This window comes from Prochlorococcus sp. MIT 1323 (genome assembly GCF_047304905.1).
GTDB classification, from domain to species: domain Bacteria; phylum Cyanobacteriota; class Cyanobacteriia; order PCC-6307; family Cyanobiaceae; genus Prochlorococcus; species Prochlorococcus marinus_D.
Genome location: NZ_CP138973.1, coordinates 2,327,818 through 2,344,943, shown reverse-complemented (window position 1 = coordinate 2,344,943; position 17,126 = coordinate 2,327,818). Strand labels below are relative to the sequence as shown.

The 17,126-nt window shown below is 53.4% G+C and carries 18 protein-coding genes and 1 tRNA gene; 13 read left to right on the top strand and 6 right to left on the bottom strand.

Annotation, left to right across the window (positions count from 1 at the left end):
* Positions 1 to 3: 3 nt before the first annotated feature.
* From SIB68_RS11430 to prfA, 7 genes are all read left to right on the top strand, one after another.
* Positions 4 to 942, top strand: a complete 939-nt coding sequence (locus SIB68_RS11430) for a DNA-directed RNA polymerase subunit alpha (RefSeq protein WP_063400821.1) — start codon at positions 4 to 6, stop codon at positions 940 to 942.
* Positions 943 to 981: 39 nt separating this feature from the next.
* Positions 982 to 1,332 (top strand): 50S ribosomal protein L17, encoded by a 351-nt coding sequence (gene rplQ / locus SIB68_RS11425; RefSeq protein WP_011131123.1) that lies wholly within the window; start codon positions 982 to 984, stop codon positions 1,330 to 1,332.
* Positions 1,333 to 1,370: 38 nt separating this feature from the next.
* On the top strand, positions 1,371 to 2,258 hold the full coding sequence (gene truA / locus SIB68_RS11420) for a tRNA pseudouridine(38-40) synthase TruA (RefSeq protein WP_063400822.1): 888 nt from the start codon (positions 1,371 to 1,373) through the stop codon (positions 2,256 to 2,258).
* Positions 2,259 to 2,459: 201 nt separating this feature from the next.
* Positions 2,460 to 2,912, top strand: a complete 453-nt coding sequence (rplM, locus tag SIB68_RS11415) for a 50S ribosomal protein L13 (protein WP_011131125.1) — start codon at positions 2,460 to 2,462, stop codon at positions 2,910 to 2,912.
* Positions 2,909 to 3,316 (top strand): 30S ribosomal protein S9, encoded by a 408-nt coding sequence (rpsI, locus tag SIB68_RS11410; protein WP_011826929.1) that lies wholly within the window; start codon positions 2,909 to 2,911, stop codon positions 3,314 to 3,316. The genes rplM and rpsI overlap by 4 nt, the downstream gene beginning before the upstream one ends.
* 48 nt (positions 3,317 to 3,364) lie before the next feature.
* Positions 3,365 to 3,646: a 50S ribosomal protein L31 gene (rpmE, locus tag SIB68_RS11405; protein ID WP_011131127.1), complete on the top strand. Its 282-nt coding sequence runs from the start codon at positions 3,365 to 3,367 to the stop codon at positions 3,644 to 3,646.
* Between the two features lie 54 nt (positions 3,647 to 3,700).
* Positions 3,701 to 4,798: a peptide chain release factor 1 gene (gene prfA, locus SIB68_RS11400; RefSeq protein ID WP_011131128.1), complete on the top strand. Its 1,098-nt coding sequence runs from the start codon at positions 3,701 to 3,703 to the stop codon at positions 4,796 to 4,798.
* Here prfA and SIB68_RS11395 read toward each other — a convergent pair.
* Positions 4,776 to 5,321 carry an HNH endonuclease gene (locus SIB68_RS11395; RefSeq protein ID WP_011131129.1) on the bottom strand — a complete coding sequence of 182 codons (546 nt, stop codon included), beginning with the start codon at positions 5,319 to 5,321 and terminating at the stop codon, positions 4,776 to 4,778. The two genes, prfA and SIB68_RS11395, sit on opposite strands and share 23 nt — an antisense overlap.
* A gap of 73 nt (positions 5,322 to 5,394) precedes the next feature.
* Between SIB68_RS11395 and alr the strand changes: the two genes are divergently transcribed.
* Together alr and SIB68_RS11385 are read left to right on the top strand one after the other, a co-directional pair.
* Positions 5,395 to 6,591: an alanine racemase gene (gene alr, locus SIB68_RS11390; protein ID WP_063400824.1), complete on the top strand. Its 1,197-nt coding sequence runs from the start codon at positions 5,395 to 5,397 to the stop codon at positions 6,589 to 6,591.
* A 64-nt stretch (positions 6,592 to 6,655) separates the two neighbouring features.
* A tRNA-Ser gene (locus SIB68_RS11385) sits at positions 6,656 to 6,744 on the top strand.
* Positions 6,745 to 7,462: 718 nt separating this feature from the next.
* On the opposite strand, the gene SIB68_RS11380 is transcribed toward SIB68_RS11385, so the two are convergent.
* The gene (locus SIB68_RS11380) at positions 7,463 to 8,350 is read right to left on the bottom strand and encodes a serine hydrolase (RefSeq protein ID WP_063400825.1); all 888 of its coding nucleotides are present in this window, start codon (positions 8,348 to 8,350) and stop codon (positions 7,463 to 7,465) included.
* An 18-nt stretch (positions 8,351 to 8,368) separates the two neighbouring features.
* Here SIB68_RS11380 and SIB68_RS11375 point away from each other — a divergent pair, with 18 nt between their 5' ends.
* Together SIB68_RS11375 and SIB68_RS11370 are read left to right on the top strand one after the other, a co-directional pair.
* Positions 8,369 to 9,121: a C40 family peptidase gene (locus tag SIB68_RS11375; RefSeq protein ID WP_063400826.1), complete on the top strand. Its 753-nt coding sequence runs from the start codon at positions 8,369 to 8,371 to the stop codon at positions 9,119 to 9,121.
* Positions 9,122 to 9,164: 43 nt separating this feature from the next.
* The gene (locus SIB68_RS11370) at positions 9,165 to 10,127 is read left to right on the top strand and encodes a glycosyltransferase family 2 protein (protein ID WP_063401126.1); all 963 of its coding nucleotides are present in this window, start codon (positions 9,165 to 9,167) and stop codon (positions 10,125 to 10,127) included.
* On the opposite strand, the gene SIB68_RS11365 is transcribed toward SIB68_RS11370, so the two are convergent.
* Entirely contained in the window at positions 10,085 to 10,564 is a 480-nt protein-coding gene (locus tag SIB68_RS11365; protein ID WP_063400827.1) for a hypothetical protein, read from the bottom strand. The two genes, SIB68_RS11370 and SIB68_RS11365, sit on opposite strands and share 43 nt — an antisense overlap.
* Positions 10,565 to 10,705: 141 nt before the next feature.
* On the opposite strand from SIB68_RS11365, the gene SIB68_RS11360 reads away from it, so the two are divergent.
* Together SIB68_RS11360 and SIB68_RS11355 are read left to right on the top strand one after the other, a co-directional pair.
* The gene (locus SIB68_RS11360; protein ID WP_011131134.1) at positions 10,706 to 10,822 is read left to right on the top strand and encodes a photosystem I reaction center subunit VIII; all 117 of its coding nucleotides are present in this window, start codon (positions 10,706 to 10,708) and stop codon (positions 10,820 to 10,822) included.
* 44 nt (positions 10,823 to 10,866) lie between these two features.
* A complete protein-coding gene (locus SIB68_RS11355) occupies positions 10,867 to 11,430 on the top strand; it encodes a photosystem I reaction center protein subunit XI (RefSeq protein ID WP_011131135.1) in 564 nt (187 codons plus the stop codon).
* A gap of 794 nt (positions 11,431 to 12,224) precedes the next feature.
* On the opposite strand, the gene psaB is transcribed toward SIB68_RS11355, so the two are convergent.
* From psaB to SIB68_RS11340, 3 genes are read right to left on the bottom strand one after another with little or no spacing between them, the layout of a single operon-like run.
* Positions 12,225 to 14,474 (bottom strand): photosystem I core protein PsaB, encoded by a 2,250-nt coding sequence (gene psaB, locus SIB68_RS11350; protein ID WP_011131136.1) that lies wholly within the window; start codon positions 14,472 to 14,474, stop codon positions 12,225 to 12,227.
* Between the two features lie 21 nt (positions 14,475 to 14,495).
* Positions 14,496 to 16,826 (bottom strand): photosystem I core protein PsaA, encoded by a 2,331-nt coding sequence (psaA, locus tag SIB68_RS11345; protein WP_063400828.1) that lies wholly within the window; start codon positions 16,824 to 16,826, stop codon positions 14,496 to 14,498.
* Positions 16,823 to 17,035: a hypothetical protein gene (locus SIB68_RS11340; protein WP_196757141.1), complete on the bottom strand. Its 213-nt coding sequence runs from the start codon at positions 17,033 to 17,035 to the stop codon at positions 16,823 to 16,825. Before SIB68_RS11340 ends, psaA begins: the two co-directional genes overlap by 4 nt.
* Between the last annotated feature and the right edge of the window lie 91 nt (positions 17,036 to 17,126).

The following is a 17,126-nucleotide window of genomic DNA, read 5'->3' as shown; positions in this document are numbered from 1 at the left end:
ACCGTGCTGCAATACCAGATCGACCGGATCGAGCATCAAGTTGCCGATGATCGCGCCCAGACAGGCGTCTTCCTCATTGGACCGCTCGAACGCGGGCAAGCCACCACGCTTGGGAATTCCCTCCGCAGGGTGCTGATGGGGGGCCTTGAGGGCAGCGCCATCACCGCCGTGCGCATTGCAGGTGTCAACCACGAGTACGCGACCATCCCAGGAGTCCGAGAGGATGTGCTCGACATCCTGTTGAACTGCAAACAGCTGTCGGTAAACAGTCGAACGAGTGAACTAGAGATCGGACGACTTGTGGTTACCGGCCCCGCCCAGGTCAAAGCTAAAGACCTGCAATTCTCCTCGCAAGTCCATGTGGTGGATGGAGACCGGCAAATTGCCACTGTGCATGAGGGTCACAGCCTTGAGTTAGAAGTGCATGTTGAGCGAGGGATCGGTTACCGGCCTGTTGATCGCCACAACGAAGATATCAGCGCCATTGATCTCCTGCAGATCGATGCTGTGTTCATGCCTGTTCGTCGGGTGAACTTCACCATCGACGAGACCGCCGTCGCAGAAGGAGGCTCTACCCGCGAGAGGCTGCGCATAGAAATTGTCACCGATGGTTCAACTACACCAGATGATGCCCTTGCAGAGGCAGCCAACCTACTGATCGAACTCTTTCAGCCCCTTGCCACCGTAACCATGGTGGAAGAACCTGGCCTGGAACCCGAGCCTTCCGCTGAATCACAGATCCCCCTTGAAGAGCTCAACCTCTCTGTAAGGGCTTACAACTGCCTCAAGCGAGCCCAGGTGAACTCAGTGTCTGACCTGATGGGCTTCAGCTATGAGGACCTGCTTGAGATCAAGAACTTCGGTTCCAAGTCTGCAGACGAGGTCATCGAAGCCCTAGAGCGCATCGGCATCTCTATTCCACAAAGCCGCACCAGCGCCTAGCAGTTTTTCCATTCCCGCCCCAGCGCACCACCGAGAACCATGCGTCACCAATGTCGAGTCCCAAAGCTTGGGCGCCCAACTGATCAACGCAAAGCCATGCTTCGCGGTCTGACCACTCAACTCATCCGTGAAGGCCGTGTCACAACAACAAAAGCCAGAGCCAAGGCCCTTCGGGACGAAGCTGAACGAATGATCACTCTTGCAAAGAACGGAAGCCTGGCATCAAGACGCCGCGCCATCGGATACATCTACGACAAGCAACTGGTTCATGCGCTTTTCGACAAGGCCCAAGACCGTTATGGCGATCGTCAAGGGGGCTATACACGCATCATCCGTACGGTGCCTCGCCGCGGCGACAATGCTGAGATGGCAATCATAGAGTTGGTCTAAAGCCTGGGAACAGTGACAACATGCTGGACTGATCAGCAATGTTCCCTAACTCCAAAGTCGAACTGCCAAAAAGTACGCCAGTTCGACGTATTGGCCTCAGCGTGCAATATGAAGGCTCAAACTTTTGCGGTTGGCAGCGTCAACCACAAGCGGTGAGCGTTCAACAAGTGCTTGAAGATGCAATCTCCCAGCTTGATCCTCAGAGGCCTATTCAAGCCGTTGCAGCAGGTCGCACAGATGCTGGCGTCCATGCTGCGGGCCAAGTTGTGCACTTCGACTGCTGTGGCCCCATCCCAGCGGAACGCTGGGCACCTGCTCTAAACGGACGACTACCTAGCACGATTCGTGTGCGGGAAGCAGTAGCACGCCCAGCCTCCTGGCATGCATGTCATTCAGCCATATACCGAAGATATCGCTACACGATCTACAACGGTCGGCGACCCAATCTGTTCCTCACCCCCTGGAGCTGGCACCGCTACCACGTTCGTCTTGATGAAACCATGATGCAAATGGCTCTAGAGGGGCTCCTTGGGTTGCAAGACTTCAGCGCTTTTCAACGAACTGGTAGTCGACGAGCCCATGCCCGCACCACAATTCAGGAAGCAAAGATTGAGCGGCAGGGAGATTTAATAATGATTGAGATCCAAGCCAGCGGCTTCCTCTATGGCATGGTGCGGCTGTTGATGGGCCAATTGGTGGCCTTAGGCGAACACCGACTTAATCTTCAGACCTTTGAGCGGCGCTGGAAGGAGAAACGCCGTCAAGAAGTTAAAGAAGCGGCACCAGCTCAGGGTCTTTGCCTCCTGCGTGCAGGATACGAAGAAGACATTTTCTCTAAAGGCGCTTGGTATGACTGCCAACCGCGCTATTCCCTCGGAGCAAATGATCCTCCTTTGGATCCTCCATCTGCACCGGAGTCAAGCTGAACTCCCACTACAACGCCTCACCCCTAAGGCAAACACAAGGGCTTCGCGAACCATTCCATCAGTGATCTTTTTGGATTTGCTCCCATTAAAGGCTAAAGTTAAAGATCGAGCTTGATCAGGCTCAGTCCTAAATGTGCCTGATGCTCCCTGCCCAGCACTATCCCTTGCGATAGTGCATCTCCGAACCGGCATGCCGGCGTGATGAACAAGACCTCCGTTCCCTCAATTGATTCGATCGAACGCCAGTGGTTTCTGGTGGATGCAGAGAATCAGACACTCGGCAGACTTGCTACTGAGGTGGCCTCCGTGCTGCGCGGCAAGAACAAGCCAAGCTTCACCCCTCACCTGGATACAGGTGACTTTGTTGTGGTGGTCAATGCGGACAAAATTAGAGTCAGCGGCAACAAGGCAAATCAAAAGCTCTACCGCCGTCACTCTGGTCGTCCAGGAGGGATGAAGGTTGAAACCTTCCAAGCGTTGCAGGATCGTCTACCTGAACGCATCGTCGAAAAAGCCATTAAAGGGATGCTTCCACACAACGCCCTTGGCAGACAGTTGTTCCGCAAACTCAAGGTCTACCGCGGCCCGGAACATCCCCATTCCGCCCAGAGACCCCAAACCCTTCAGCTCAATCCCGCCGCTTCATCGCAATGAGCAGTTCCAATAACAGCGTTGTCTACTGGGGCACTGGCCGCCGCAAGACCTCAGTTGCCCGCGTTCGCCTTGTCCCTGGCACTGGCACCATCACCATCAATGGACGCCCCGGTGACCACTATCTGAACTTCAATCCCGCTTATCTCGCGGCAGTGAAAGCACCCCTGCAAACCCTTGGTCTAAACGAGCAATACGACGTCCTCGTCAACGTTCACGGTGGTGGACTCACCGGCCAAGCCGACGCCATCAAACAGGGTGCGGCACGAGCACTGTGTGAGTTATCAGCAGACAACCGTAAACCGCTCAAAACTGAAGGCCATCTCAGCAGAGACCCCCGCGCCAAGGAACGTCGCAAGTACGGCCTCAAGAAAGCTCGCAAAGCTCCTCAGTTCTCCAAGCGCTGATCCTTCACCCCTCCTACTTTTCCCGGACTGCCATCTCCTGATCCTGATATGCCTAAACCTGATATTCATCCCAACTGGTATCCCGACGCAAAGGTGATCTGCAATGGAGAGGTGGTGATGACCACCGGGTCCACCCAACCAGAACTCCACGTTGATGTATGGAGTGGTAATCACCCCTTCTTTACCGGTACCCAGAAAATTCTTGATACTGAAGGACGCGTGGATCGCTTCATGCGCAAGTACGGCATGGGCAGTGCCGATGCTGCTGCGGATGAAAAAAAACCAGACGCCAAAAATAACAACAAGGACAACACCTCTAAAGAAGACTGAGCTGTTGTCCTCAAAGACTTCGCCGGGTGCCAATAACATCCGCTGTTGATGGGTATGGACTCTTCAACCCTCATCACTCGGCTGGAAACAGCCAAGACCAGTTTTCAAAGCCTGGAGCGCCAGCTAGCTGATCCCGATGTGGCAGCTGATCCCAAACTTCTTGAAAGTATTGCGCGAGAAAGAGCACGACTGGAACCCCTCGTACTCGATTTTGAAGCACTCCAGCATGTGGAGCAGGAATGGCAAGAGACCAAGCAGCTACTGCGAGAAAGTAGGGGTGATGACGCCATGGAGTCTTTAGCCCAGGAAGAGTTGCAACAACTAGAGGCACGCAAGACAGTCTTGGTGAGACGCCTCACCCTGGCCCTACTCCCAAGTGATCCTCGTGATCAACGCAGCGTCATGCTGGAGATCCGCGCCGGTGCAGGCGGAAACGAAGCCTGCCTATGGGCAGGTGATTTAGCCCGCATGTATGAGCGCTACGGTCAACGGATTGGCTGGTCAGTCCAACCGTTGAGTGCAACAGAGGCCGATTTGGGGGGATTCCGTGAGCTCATCCTCTCAATCAAAGGCGATGCCGTCTTCAGCCAACTGAAATTCGAAGCAGGCGTGCATCGAGTTCAACGAGTTCCTGCTACAGAATCCCAAGGTCGAGTGCACACCTCCACAGCAACAGTGGCTGTGATGCCAGAAGCTGATGCAGTGGAAGTGCAGATCGATCCCAGCGAACTAGAAATCAGCACTGCTCGCTCAGGCGGGGCTGGCGGACAAAATGTCAACAAGGTTGAAACGGCAGTGGACCTGCTCCACAAGCCCACCGGTATCAGGGTGTTCTGCACCCAGCAACGCTCCCAACTGCAGAATCGAGAACGTGCCATGGAAATCCTGAGAGCGAAGTTGCTGGAAAGACAAATTGCAGAAGCCAACGCGCGTGAAAGCTCAACGAGAAGAGCCCAAGTGGGAACTGGCGACCGCAGCGAAAAGATCCGCACCTACAACTACAAAGACAATCGCACCACTGACCACCGATTAGGACGCAATTTCTCCCTCGAGCCAGTGCTGACTGGCCAGCTGGAAGAGCTGATCGGCGCCTGCATTGCCGAAGAGCAACGCCATCAACTGGAAGAACTCAGTCATCAGGAGGAAGACTGACATTGAGGCTGGTATCACCAGAGCCCCAGCCGATTACATACTTTTCCCACTCGCTGTGTCGGCCCGAGTGAATCTGTCGAGTCGCCTCAAAACTGAGACTGCTGAGTGGTCGCCGCGGCAACCGATGCAGAGGCATTTCAGCCTCCTGAGGAGTACGGCTGCCCTTGCGAACATTGCAAATCAAGCAAGCCGTGGTGACGTTTTCCCAGGTATCGCTACCGCCACGGCTGCGAGGGATCACATGATCTATGGAGAGTTTCTCTCCTTGGTAACCACAGTATTGGCAACAATGACCATCGCGAAAAAACACATTTCGACGCGTCAGGGGCAATTGCCGAAAAGGCACCCGAACAAAATGCCGCAACCGAATCACCGTAGGGAGCATGGTGTCCTCGCGAACCATGCGTGAAGAATCCTGTTCCAGGCTCTCAGCCTTGCCCTTGAACATCATCACCAGGGCGCGACGCCAGGTGGTGATGTTCAGAGGTTCATAGGACGCGTTGAGTACGAGAACCTGGCTCATGCCAGCCCCCTTATTAAGCGCCATGCTACCGACACTCCAAGGGTGAGGTCATTCCCTTGTTTACCCTGCCAGCATGCGAGACCTGATCGCCCCACACGGTGATCTGCCTAGGGGCAAAAACCCTGAGCAGATGGCAAAAGCCGATCCACGTCAGCGCGCCTGGGTGGAAGTTAATCCCGCAGCTGTGGAAGCCAATTGCCGCAGCCTTCGGAGACACCTTTGTAAAAGTTGTGCCCTGATGGCCGTGGTGAAAGCTGATGGCTATGGCCATGGCGCTTTAACCGTAGCCCGAGCCGCCTTGCAAGGAGGAGCAAAAAGCCTTGGAGTAGCAACCCTCCAAGAAGGGATTGAGCTTCGTCAAGCCGGCCACAATGCCCCAGTGCTCGTGCTAGGCAATCTCACCCATAGCGAAGACCTGAAAGCTTGCCTTCATTGGCAACTCATGCCCACCCTCAGCAGTATGCGAGAGGCTCTGCTCTGCCAAAACCTTGCAGATGGCAGCGGCCGGCAATTCAGGATTCAGCTCAAAATCGATACTGGGATGACCCGCCTCGGCTGCGAGCTAAAGGAGGCTCCCATGCTGGTGGAGGCGATAGGCCACCTCAATCAACTGGAATTAAAGGGTATCTATAGCCATTTAGCCCTGGCAGATGGGGATCTCCAAGGGAAAGCCGCAATGGTGACGGATCAGCAGCAGCAACACTTTGAGACGGTGCTAAGAACGCTGCCAGAGCAACACAATGGATTTACGCGGCACCTTGCCAACTCCGCCGGCACCCTTCGCGATCGCGGACTCCACTACGACATGGTGCGCGTTGGTCTTGCTCTGTATGGCCACAGCCCCAACCTCCAACTACAAGGAAAAGTAGACCTTCAGCCAGCTCTCAGCGTCAAAGCAAGGGTGACATTGATCAGGGATGTGCCTGCAGGTGTGGGAGTGAGTTACGGCCATCGCTTCACCACACGACGCCCCAGTCGCCTAGCCGTCGTAGGAATCGGCTATGCCGACGGGGTTAGCCGATCACTATCAGGCCAAATCTCTGCAATAGCCGATGGTCAGCTTCTCCCCCAGGTTGGCGCCATCACCATGGATCAACTCGTGCTGGATGCCACAAATCATCCCGACCTAGAGGTGGGAAGCATCGTGACCCTCCTAGGCAAGGACGGTGAAGCCTGTATTACACCACAACAATGGAGTGATCTCAGTGGATCAATTCCATGGGAGGTGCTCTGCAGCTTCAAACATCGACTACCCAGACTGGTGATTTGACACCAAACCCAGACAACTAAAACAAAGCACTAGAGGTGGGTATTGGTAGGGTATGTAGGCCGCTGGAGAGGTGGCCGAGTGGTTGAAGGCGGCTCCCTGCTAAGGAGTTACAGGAGGCAACTCTTGTCGAGGGTTCGAATCCCTCCCTCTCCGTTGAAAGTCAGTTTCCGAGAGTGCCAGGTACTCCTCAAACGGCTTCAATCGACTGCCCTCAAACAGTTCCTGCGTGTCAAACGGATTTGCGCCGTACAGACCAGCTGCGAACTTGCGTTGTCCAAGAAGCTGTCCAAAAATCAGCAAGAATTTTTCTTCGTGGCGTGGCAAATCGCTTTGACTGCAAAGGCATGCAAGGAATTCGTTGTCCAATTCTGAGTAACCTTCAGCGAAAGGCTCTCCAGCTCGACAAACGCAGGCAATGAACACAACTAAAAAGCTTATTATTTTTTACTCAACTAACCAAGCCGGGGTTGAAAAGCATTAAACATCTAACAAATTCTCTACCGCTTTACCCCTCTAAAGGCGATTTGTTAAACGGGGTATAATAGGAAGACTTGCCCTCTCCACTTAAGCATAGAGTCTCCAAAGCATGCGTGTCACTTTGACTTCAAGCATAATATATGTAGCTTTTCTCCAAACTAATCCCGCTTTAACCGGCTTGACTGAATCGATCCACTCAAGCCCCGCCAAACGAGAAAAGTGAGAGCACTTTTAAAAAGATAAAAGGATATAAATTCACAAAATCACTTACCATTAAAGACTTTATCTGTATAGATAAATACTATATAGTCATGTAATGCCTGCTTTATACCGCTTTCACTCAGATTCAACTTTTTCTCGTTTGATTTACTTAGAGGCCTCAATTCTTTTAACCCTATAGCTTGCTGAGTTCGCGAGCTATTGCCGGCAAGAGGGTTGTGTCATTAGCTCGCTCCCTCCCTTGAGTGAAGACCACCAAAAGCATCGGCCTGCCTCCTTGTAAAGACCACCAAGCCGCATCATGACGAGCCTGACTCATCCAGCCAGCCTTACTCCACAAACGGGATCCCACCGGCAAACCTTCTCCAAGAAATCCATCCACCTGATTCTCTGGATCAGCCTTGCGCTGCAGGAGATCAATAGACCTTGAAAGAAGCTGACGCAAGCGCTTGCAGGCCAACGGAGACACCAAAGCATCAGTCATCACTGACTCAAGCAGGCGAGCTGTAGCTGCAGTGGTTAACGCATTGCGATTCCCGAGACCTACGCCATAAAAATCTCGCTCTCGACCATAAGGTCCATCACCCCAGGTCTTCTGGCAACAGTTCACCTTTTCCAACTCTTCCCATCCCAACCCTTGCAGCCAGTCGTTCACCAGGTGCCGCTGCTGCTGCCAAGTCTGCCAGGATTCTCCCAGCAGCGATGGGCCGCTTGTCGTGCCGGTAAGCAAATCCAACACAAGGCTGGTGGCGTCATTACTCGAATCAGCAATCATGTCTCGCATCGCCCGACGAAGCTCATCGGCCTCTGGCAACAGATCCCGCTGGAGCCATGCCTCAGCAGCAAGGGCATAGACAAGCTTGACCACACTGGCAGGGAAAAGAATGCGCTGATCCGACCAACCGGCCCCCGAGCCACTGCCGGGAGTTGGATCAGAACAGTCATAACGAACCCAGCTGATCGCCACGCTGTTATGAAGGCCAGGGCGCCTCTCTGCCGCCAATCGATCTAACAGCCCCTTTAGCTGAGCCTGCATAGCACTATCGGGGCGGTAGAACGCCATTGCTAATCACTTCAGGCAATGCCGACCCTAGGCACCCCAATCACCACTGACCTTCTTGCTCCAGGCAGCTGCTGGCAACTTCAAAAGGGAGTCAACGGTTACGCCGGTGTCGAAGGGGCTGGACTGGCCACCCAGGCGGCCGCAGGCCGAAGCTTTGAAGTGCTCGATGCAGCGAAGCCCAACAAATATCAACAGCCATTAACACGGCTACGGGTGCGGCTACTGGAAGACGGATACCCCTGCTGGATTGATCTGCGCGAAGTGAACGGCCAGATCATTCAACGGGGACGCTGGCGACCTCAACTGCTTGTCATCAGAGAGATCCGGCAACGACTAGCGGCTGTGATGACCTGGGTGGAGGCAGCAGCCAGCCAGCCAAACACTTACCTATGGGGCGGCAGCATCGGGCCAGATTTTGACTGCTCTGGCCTTGTACAGACCGCCTTTGCTAGTCAAGGCATCTGGCTGCCGCGCGACGCCTATCAGCAGGAAAGGTTCTGTACGCCAATAACTGTGCAACCTGACAACACCAAACAACTCCGCCCTGGAGATCTGATTTTCTTCGGCAGTCGAAAACGCTGCAGCCACGTTGGCGTATATGGAGGCAACGGAAGCTACTGGCATAGCTCCGGTAAAGAGCATGGACGCAACGGCATCGGTTGCGATCGGCTGACTGCCAACGACACCCATCCAGTGGCCTGCTACTACCGAGCTGAGCTACGCGGGGCGGGGCGAGTGGAACGCTGCCATGACGGCACCACTCTCCCCTGAAGGGCAGCGCCTAAGTTGCTCTCTACTGCGGAAGGCCTCCGGCATGCCCTCGCCCATGGACCTCTCAGTCGTAGTGCCCCTCTTCAACGAAGAGGAAAGCCTGCCAAAGTTGATAGATCAACTCCTTGCAGCCTTACGCCCTACTGGTGAAATCTTCGAGCTGGTGCTGGTGAATGATGGCTCCACCGACGGAACCGCCAAGGTGCTGGAGCAGCTAAGTATTAAAACGCCAGAACTGGTGGGCGTACTTCTACGCAAAAACTATGGCCAAACGGCTGCCATGGCTGCAGGGTTCGACGTATCCCAAGGTGAAGTGATTGTCAGCATCGATGGTGATCTCCAAAACGATCCCGCCGATATCCCGCTACTCCTATCGAAGTTGCGTGAGGGATACGACCTCGTGAGCGGCTGGCGTCATCAACGCCAGGATGCTGCCCTAAAGCGCAAGTTGCCCTCAAAAATTGCCAATCGCCTGATCGGCCGAGTTACCGGTGTAAGGCTGCATGACTACGGCTGCTCACTGAAAGCCTATCGGAAAGAAATCCTGACCGATATGCGTCTCTATGGCGAGCTGCACCGCTTCCTGCCGGCTTTGGCCTTTATCGAAGGGGCTCTGATCACCGAAGTGAAAGTCAACCACCGTGCACGCCAATACGGCAATAGCAAGTACGGGATCGATCGCACCTTCCGCGTGTTGATGGATCTATTCACGGTGTGGTTTATGAAGCGCTTTCTGACCAGACCGATGTACGTCTTCGGCTTCGGCGGGTTACTCGCCATGGGCGGGAGCCTGCTGACGAGTATCTATTTACTGGCGATCAAGCTTATGGGAGAAGACATTGGCAACCGCCCACTACTCACCATGGCTGTGGTACTCGGCCTGACGGGAGTCCAATTGTTCTGCTTTGGTCTACTAGGCGAGTTAGTCATGCGCACCTACCACGAAAGCCAAGGACGACCGATCTACCGCATTCGGGCGACGTTGCGCGGCGGCCGAACATCCTGAATTAGCTCTGCACGCGGCTTACCTCGATAGCCTTCAAGCGCTGCCGCTGCAGCAGCTACAACACGGCCATCGGAGTCGTGCAGCCCCTGCCGTAGCAGTGACATAACCGAAGCATGACCCCAGAGGCCTGCCAGGGTTACAGCCTCTAATCGTTGCTCAGGGCCGGCAGCCATGGCCTCACGTAACTGCCTTTGCAGAGCAAGGCGTTCAAGAGACGTAGCCGGCGAATTCCATGTAACCGGATTCTCAAGGGCTAACGAAGTGGAATCCTCAGATCCCTGCGATTGAGGCTTGGCTAGCGTTAGCTGAACACGATTCAAAGCAGCCACGCTGCTGGCGTCGGTACTGCTCAGCAAGAGCTTGCGGGGGCGTCTACCCAAACCCCAGAGCACAAGCGTGAGAGCTAAAACAGCAGCACCAGCAAACAGTTGATTCATTGAAAGATGGCTCGTTGAAACAGCGGTAACCGATGATGAGCCCGATAGTGATGGATTGAACTTTTATGTCGCCAACAGGGCCTGAATAGGCCCTATTCAAAGGCGATCTATACAGTAGCTATGGAACCTTTGGCTGACGCCATGACAAGTGATTTTGCTGCCACCTGGCTGCCTGCGGTGTTTGTACCCCTGATCGTGCTAGTGACACCGGCAATTTTCATTGTCCTAGTGGGTCGCCATATCACAGCCACCGACTGAGCTGTAGACGCTTAACCCCAGCCAACCGACTCCCCTAATGCCGAATGACTGACGAGAACCTGCCCCTAGGCCCCAAGACGCTCAACGAAAAGTACCGTGACCGAGGGCACGTAGAAGAGTGGGCTGTGCAGCCTGCTGCTGACCCCTGCGTCGGAAACCTGGCCACTCCAGTCAATAGTGGCTACTTCGTGAAAGCCTTAGTCAACAATCTTCCCCTATATCGCGAGGGTATTTCTGCAAACTTCCGCGGCTTGGAAACTGGTGCCGCGATCGGCTACTTCATTTACGGTCCCTTCCTTGTAATGGGTCCGTTAAGAACTACCGATTTTGCTACAACTGCAGCTTTATTGGCAACAGTTGGAGCAGTGCATATCCTTACTGCTCTTTTAGTGCTTTACAACGTCCCCGGCAAGGCACCCACCGTGCCACCCCCGGATGTCACTGTTGCCAACCCTCCTGCCGACCTGTTCACAAGGAAAGGCTGGGCAGACTTCACGAGTGGCTTTTGGCTTGGTGGCTGCGCGGGCGCAGCCTTTGCATGGTTCCTATGCAACACTTTGCACATGCAACCACTGCTGAATGTTCCCATGAATGTCTGGGCTTCTTAAGAATCAAGCAGCTTTACACATCATCAAATAGAAAAGTAGAAAACCTTCTCCTGGGGTGGCTTGATTGCTTCCCCAGGTTTTTTATTGCTTCAAGAATGCCAAGGCATGCTGAAAGGGCAATGAGTAAAGGTGTGGCAAGGTGGAAATAAGAAACCTGCCTCTAGCCCGCTTAAGCCAAGCGCTTTAAGGATTTTCTGCCTCTCCTTCGCGAGGCGGAAAATCCCCACCCAACTTCAAAATCTCAGGCCTTGGGAGGGGAGAAAAAGGCACTAAGAAGACTAAGGCGAGCCTAGAAACATCGCATGAGGGTGATAGACAATTAGAGGCATTGGCGCCTCCTCAAAGCGAGCAGCCTTAAAGAACAAATCGGCCTACATTCGCATCTTGGTATTCGCCAATACAAAGAGAGAAGAAAGTCTAATCTAAGCAAAACCACCTAACAAGATTCCCTGAGTCGACTTGTATACACAGAACGGATTAACTCAGAGACAAGACAGTCCAGAGAAAGCGAATAAAAAGAAGCCCTCTATCGGGCAAGAACAAACTTTTGAAGGCTTTCAATTGGCATCCTTTTTTTCAATTAATCCAATCAAAGCCAAACTCTTTGACTAGACAATTTCAAAGAATTTGACCAACCATTTCCATGGCATTACTTGAGCAATAAGGTGCTTTACAAGCCAATACTCTAAGAAGAAATGCATCCAACAAAGCAAGAAAAAACCCCGTCAAGTAAAACCTGACGGGGAATTATCTTTCTGACGATGAATCGACTAACTAACTAGCGAGAGGGGATGTTATCCAAACTTGCTAGCTGTAGATGCAATCACAAAGGCACCAAAGGTAAAGATGTTCCCCACTGCAAAGTGCGTCACACCAACGAGACGGGCCTGCACGATCGAAAGAGCTACTGGCTTATCACGCCATCCAACCAGGTTGGCAATCGGAGAGCGCTGATGAGCCCAAACGAGAGTCTCGATCAGCTCCTGCCAATAACCCCTCCAAGAGATCAGGAACATGAATCCTGTTGCCCAGACCAAATGGCCTGCTAGGAACATGTATGCCCAAGGGGAGAGATTATTAATCCCGAATGGGTTATAGCCATTGATGATCTGGGAACTATTGATCCAGAGATAATCCCTGAACCAACCCATTAAGTGGGTACTCGACTCATTGAACTGAGCCATGTTGCCCTGCCAAGCGGCAAGGTGCTTCCAGTGCCAGTAATAAGTTGCCCAAGCAATGGTATTCAGTGCCCAGAAAATAGCCATGTAAGTGGAGTCCCACGCAGAGATGTCGCAGGTGCCGCCACGTCCAGGGCCATCACAAGCAAAGGCATAGCCGAAGTCCTTTTTGTCGGGCATCAGCTTGGAACCTCTTGCATCAAGTGCACCCTTGATCAAGATCAATGCAGTGGTGTGAAGACCCAAGGCAATGCCATGGTGAACCAGGAAGTCTCCTGGGCCAATAGGCATGAAGTTGGAAACTTCTGGACTGGCATTAATCAGATCCATCCAGTAGTGATCCCCAGGCATCCCAGCCGCAGCCAAGGATGGGGCACTATTTGCATTCGCAAGCAACACATCAAGGCCATACATGACCTTGCCACTAGCGGCCTGAATGAACTGAGCAAAGATGGGCTCAACAAGGATCTGCTTTTCGGGGGTTCCGAAAGCAATCACCACATCGTTGTGGAGATACAGCGCCAGGGTATGGAAACCGAGGAGCATGCAAACCCAGCTCAAGTGACTGATCAGTGCTTCTTTGGTTTCTAAGACCCTTGCAAGAACATTGTCCTTGTTGGCCTCAGGGTCATAGTCACGGACAAAGAAGATTGCTCCGTGGGAGAAGGCACCGCACATCAGGAAGATGGCGATGTACTGATGGTGGGTGTAAAGAGCTGCCTGAGTGGTGTAATCCTGCGCAATGAAGGCATACGAGGGCAAGGCGCCCATGTGATGCGCTACAAGACTGGCTGCTGTACCTAGACAGGCAAGAGCAAGACCAAGTTGGAAGTGCAGGGAGTTGTTGATCGTATCGGTGATCCCGTTGTGATTGAGACCGTAGTGACCGATTTTTTCTCGGAAACCATCCTTATGAGGATCATTGGGATGATTGGTGTTGTGACCGTCGGTAATTTCCTTAAAGGTATGGCCGATACCGAAACTATTCCGGTACATATGGCCACCGATGATCATGAAGACACCGATCGCAATGTGGTGGTGCGAGATGTCAGTCAGCCAAAGGGCACCACTCTGTGGATGAACACCACCTAGGAAAGTAAGGATGGCCGTGCCAGCGCCTTCAGAAGTACCAAAGGCATGATTCAAAGAATCAGGATTCTGTGCATAGGCTCCCCAGTTTCCTGTGAAGAATGGGGTCAACCCTTCAGGGTGTGGGAGAACTGTGAGGAAGTTGTCCCAACCGACGTGCTGACCACGTGATTCAGGAATGGCCACGTGAACGAGGTGACCAGTCCAGGCGATGTTGGTGAAACCGAACAACACTGCGAGGTGATGATTCATCATCGCCTCAGCGTTCTTGAACCACGCCAGCGAAGGACGGAACTTTGGCTGTAAATGCAGCCAACCACCGAACAAGAGCCAAGCAACCAGGATGTCAATGAAGATGGCGCCCTGGTAAAGCTCTGTATTGGTGCGCATTCCGATGGTGTACCACCAGTGGTACAAACCGGAATAGCAAATGTTTACTGGACGGGAAGCCCCCGCTTGAGTCAAAGCATCAGTGATGCCTTGACCGAAGTGAGGATCCCAAATTGCGTGGGCAATCGGTTGAACATTTTGTGGGTCGGCGACCCACTGTTCGAAGTTGCCCTGCCAGGCGATATGGAACAGGTTTCCTGCAACCCATAGGCCAATAACAGCCAGATGACCGAAATGGGTAGAGAACAGCTTTTGGTAAAGCCGTTCTTCGGTCATGCCGTCGTGGCTCTCGAAGTCGTGAGCCGTGGCTATGCCGTACCAAATACGGCGGGTTGTAGGGTCCTGTGCCAGACCCTGGCTGAACGAAGGAAATTTCGTTGCCATGTGGGGAAAGGTCAGGAAAGGTCAGCCGAGCCCAAGAAGGCGGGCATGGAAGAAGGCCCAGGTGGTCACAATGCCACCAAACAGGAAGTGGGTTACACCAACTGCGCGGCCCTGCGTAATCGAAAGTGCCCGGGGCTGGATGGTGGGAGCAAGCTTGAGCTTGTTATGAGCCCAGATAATGGATTCAAATAGCTCCTGCCAGTAGCCACGGCCGCTGAACAAGAACATCAAGCTAAAGGCCCACACGAAGTGGCCACCAAGGAATAGCAGGCCATAGCCGCTGAGGCCAGTGCCGTAGCTCGTGAGTACCTGTGAGGACTGAGCCCAGAGGAAGTCACGGAACCAACCATTCACAGTGATGGCGCTTTGAGCAAAGTTGCCAGAAACGAGATGAGTCACACTGCCGTCTGAATTAACAGTGCCCCATACATCGCTTTGCATCTTCCACGAGAAGTAGAAGATCACCATCGAGAGGGAGTTGTACATCCAGAACAGGCCTAGGAACACGTGGTCCCAAGAGGAAACCTGGCAGGTACCACCACGACCTGGGCCATCGCAAGAGAAGCGGAAGCCAAGATTTGCCTTGTCAGGAACAAGACGGGAACTACGGGCAAAAAGCACACCCTTAAGAAGGATGAGGCAAGTTACGTGAATGGTGAAGGCATGGATGTGGTGAATCATCAAGTCGGCTGTTCCCAAGGGAATAGCCATCAGAGCCACCTTGCCGCCTACTGCTACAACACTTCCGTTGAACACATCACTAACTGCACCTGGCAGACCTGTTGCCGTACCAACCACAGATGATGTGCCGATTGAAGACGCCCAAAGGCTTTGGATCCACTGAGCCAAGACAGGCTGCAACTGGATTGCAGAGTCGCTGAACATGTCTTGGGAACGACCCAAAGCACGCATGCTGTCGTTGTGTATATAAAGGCCGAAGCTATGGAAGCCAAGGAACATACACACCCAGTTGAGGTGACTGATAATGGCGTCGCGCGCCTTGAACATGCGGTCAAGCACGTTATCGACGTGAACTGAGACGTCATAGTCACGAATGACTGCGATGCCAGCGTGAGCGGCTGCTCCGCAAATCATCAAGCCACCAATCCACATGTGGTGTGTGAATAGCCCAAGAACCGTTGGGTAATCAGTCGCTAGGTATGGATATGGAGGCAGAGAATACATGTGGTGTGCAACCACGATGCTCCCAGAACCAATACAGGCCAGGTTCACTGCCAACTGAGCATGCCAGCTGCTGGAAAGGAACTCAAAGAGACCTTTATGACCATTGGGAGCTGGGAACAAGAGGGGGTCACCCTTTACGTTCCCCATGATCTCTTTCATGCTGTGGCCGATACCGAATCTTGAGCGGTATACGTGGCCTCCAAACATCAAAAAGACCGCCCATGCCAAATGGTGATGAGCAACATCAGTACTCCATAAAGCACCGGTTACAGGATTCACTCCTCCGTTGTTGGTGAGAAAATCACTAAAGGCCCACCAATTAGCTGAGAAGAAGTTCCCGATGCCTGAAGCAAGACCTGGATAAATCTGGCCAACGAGATCAGCGTTATAGAGCTCGTGTGGCAGAGGGATATCCGCTGCAGAGGCAATGGTCTTGCCATCAAGCACCATTGGAGTGCCTGCATCTATGGCATCCAAAAGGGCGTTGGTGGGGTTGGCCACATGGATCAAGTGACCTGTCCAACCAAGAGAGCCCAAGCCAAACAGACCAATCTGATGGTGCTGAAGCATCGACTCAATCTTCTTAAACCACTCCAGCTTTGGAGCTGCTTTGTGGTAATGGAAGATTCCGCCATGGAGAACCAGGGCAGCCATGATTAGGGCACCAGTTGCAAGAGCCATGAGCTCCGTCTCACTGGTAATTCCCCAACCCCTCCAAATTTGGAAAATGCCGGAGGTGATCTGGATGCCGTTAAAACCGGCACCCACATCAGCATTCATGATTTCTTGACCGACAATTGGCCAAACGACCTGCGCACTGGGTTTCACGTGCGTGGGGTCGGCTAGCCAGCCGGAGTAGTTGGAGAAGCGGGCACCGTGGAAGAAGGCACCGCTTAACCAAATAAACACTATGGCCAAATGGCCGAAGTGCGCCGAAAAGATCTTCCGGCTGGTTTCTTCCAGATCCCCAATGTGGGTATCGAAGTCGTGGGCGTCAGCGTGGAGGTTCCAAATCCAGGTTGTGGAGTTTGGTCCTTTAGCGAGGCTTTTCGAGAAAAATCCGGGTTGTTCGAATTTTTCGAAGTCGGCTGGGACGTGGTCCCGGTCGACTGGTTGATCGTAAATGGGCTTCGCTTTTTCCCCACGCTCTGGTGGGCTGATGGTCATCGAGAGGTTCCTCGAGGGACGGGATCGAGGTGGAGGTCCACCCCTTCGACAGGCCCATGGGCTTGCCGGGGCCCCGGAGACACCACCACCGAAGTGGTGCTGATACCGGGCGCCAGCACAAGTCGAAAGTCGAAACTCAGACTCACACTGGAGCTATGGGCCCCTACAAGGGGACCGCTTCGAGCAGCATAAAGCTGAGCACCACTCACTACGACAGCAAGTAACAAATGTTCTATCCGCTCGCTAATCAGTGGGGGCCTGGCGTCTGCAGAAGGGCCACTGACAGAAGCGGATCATTAA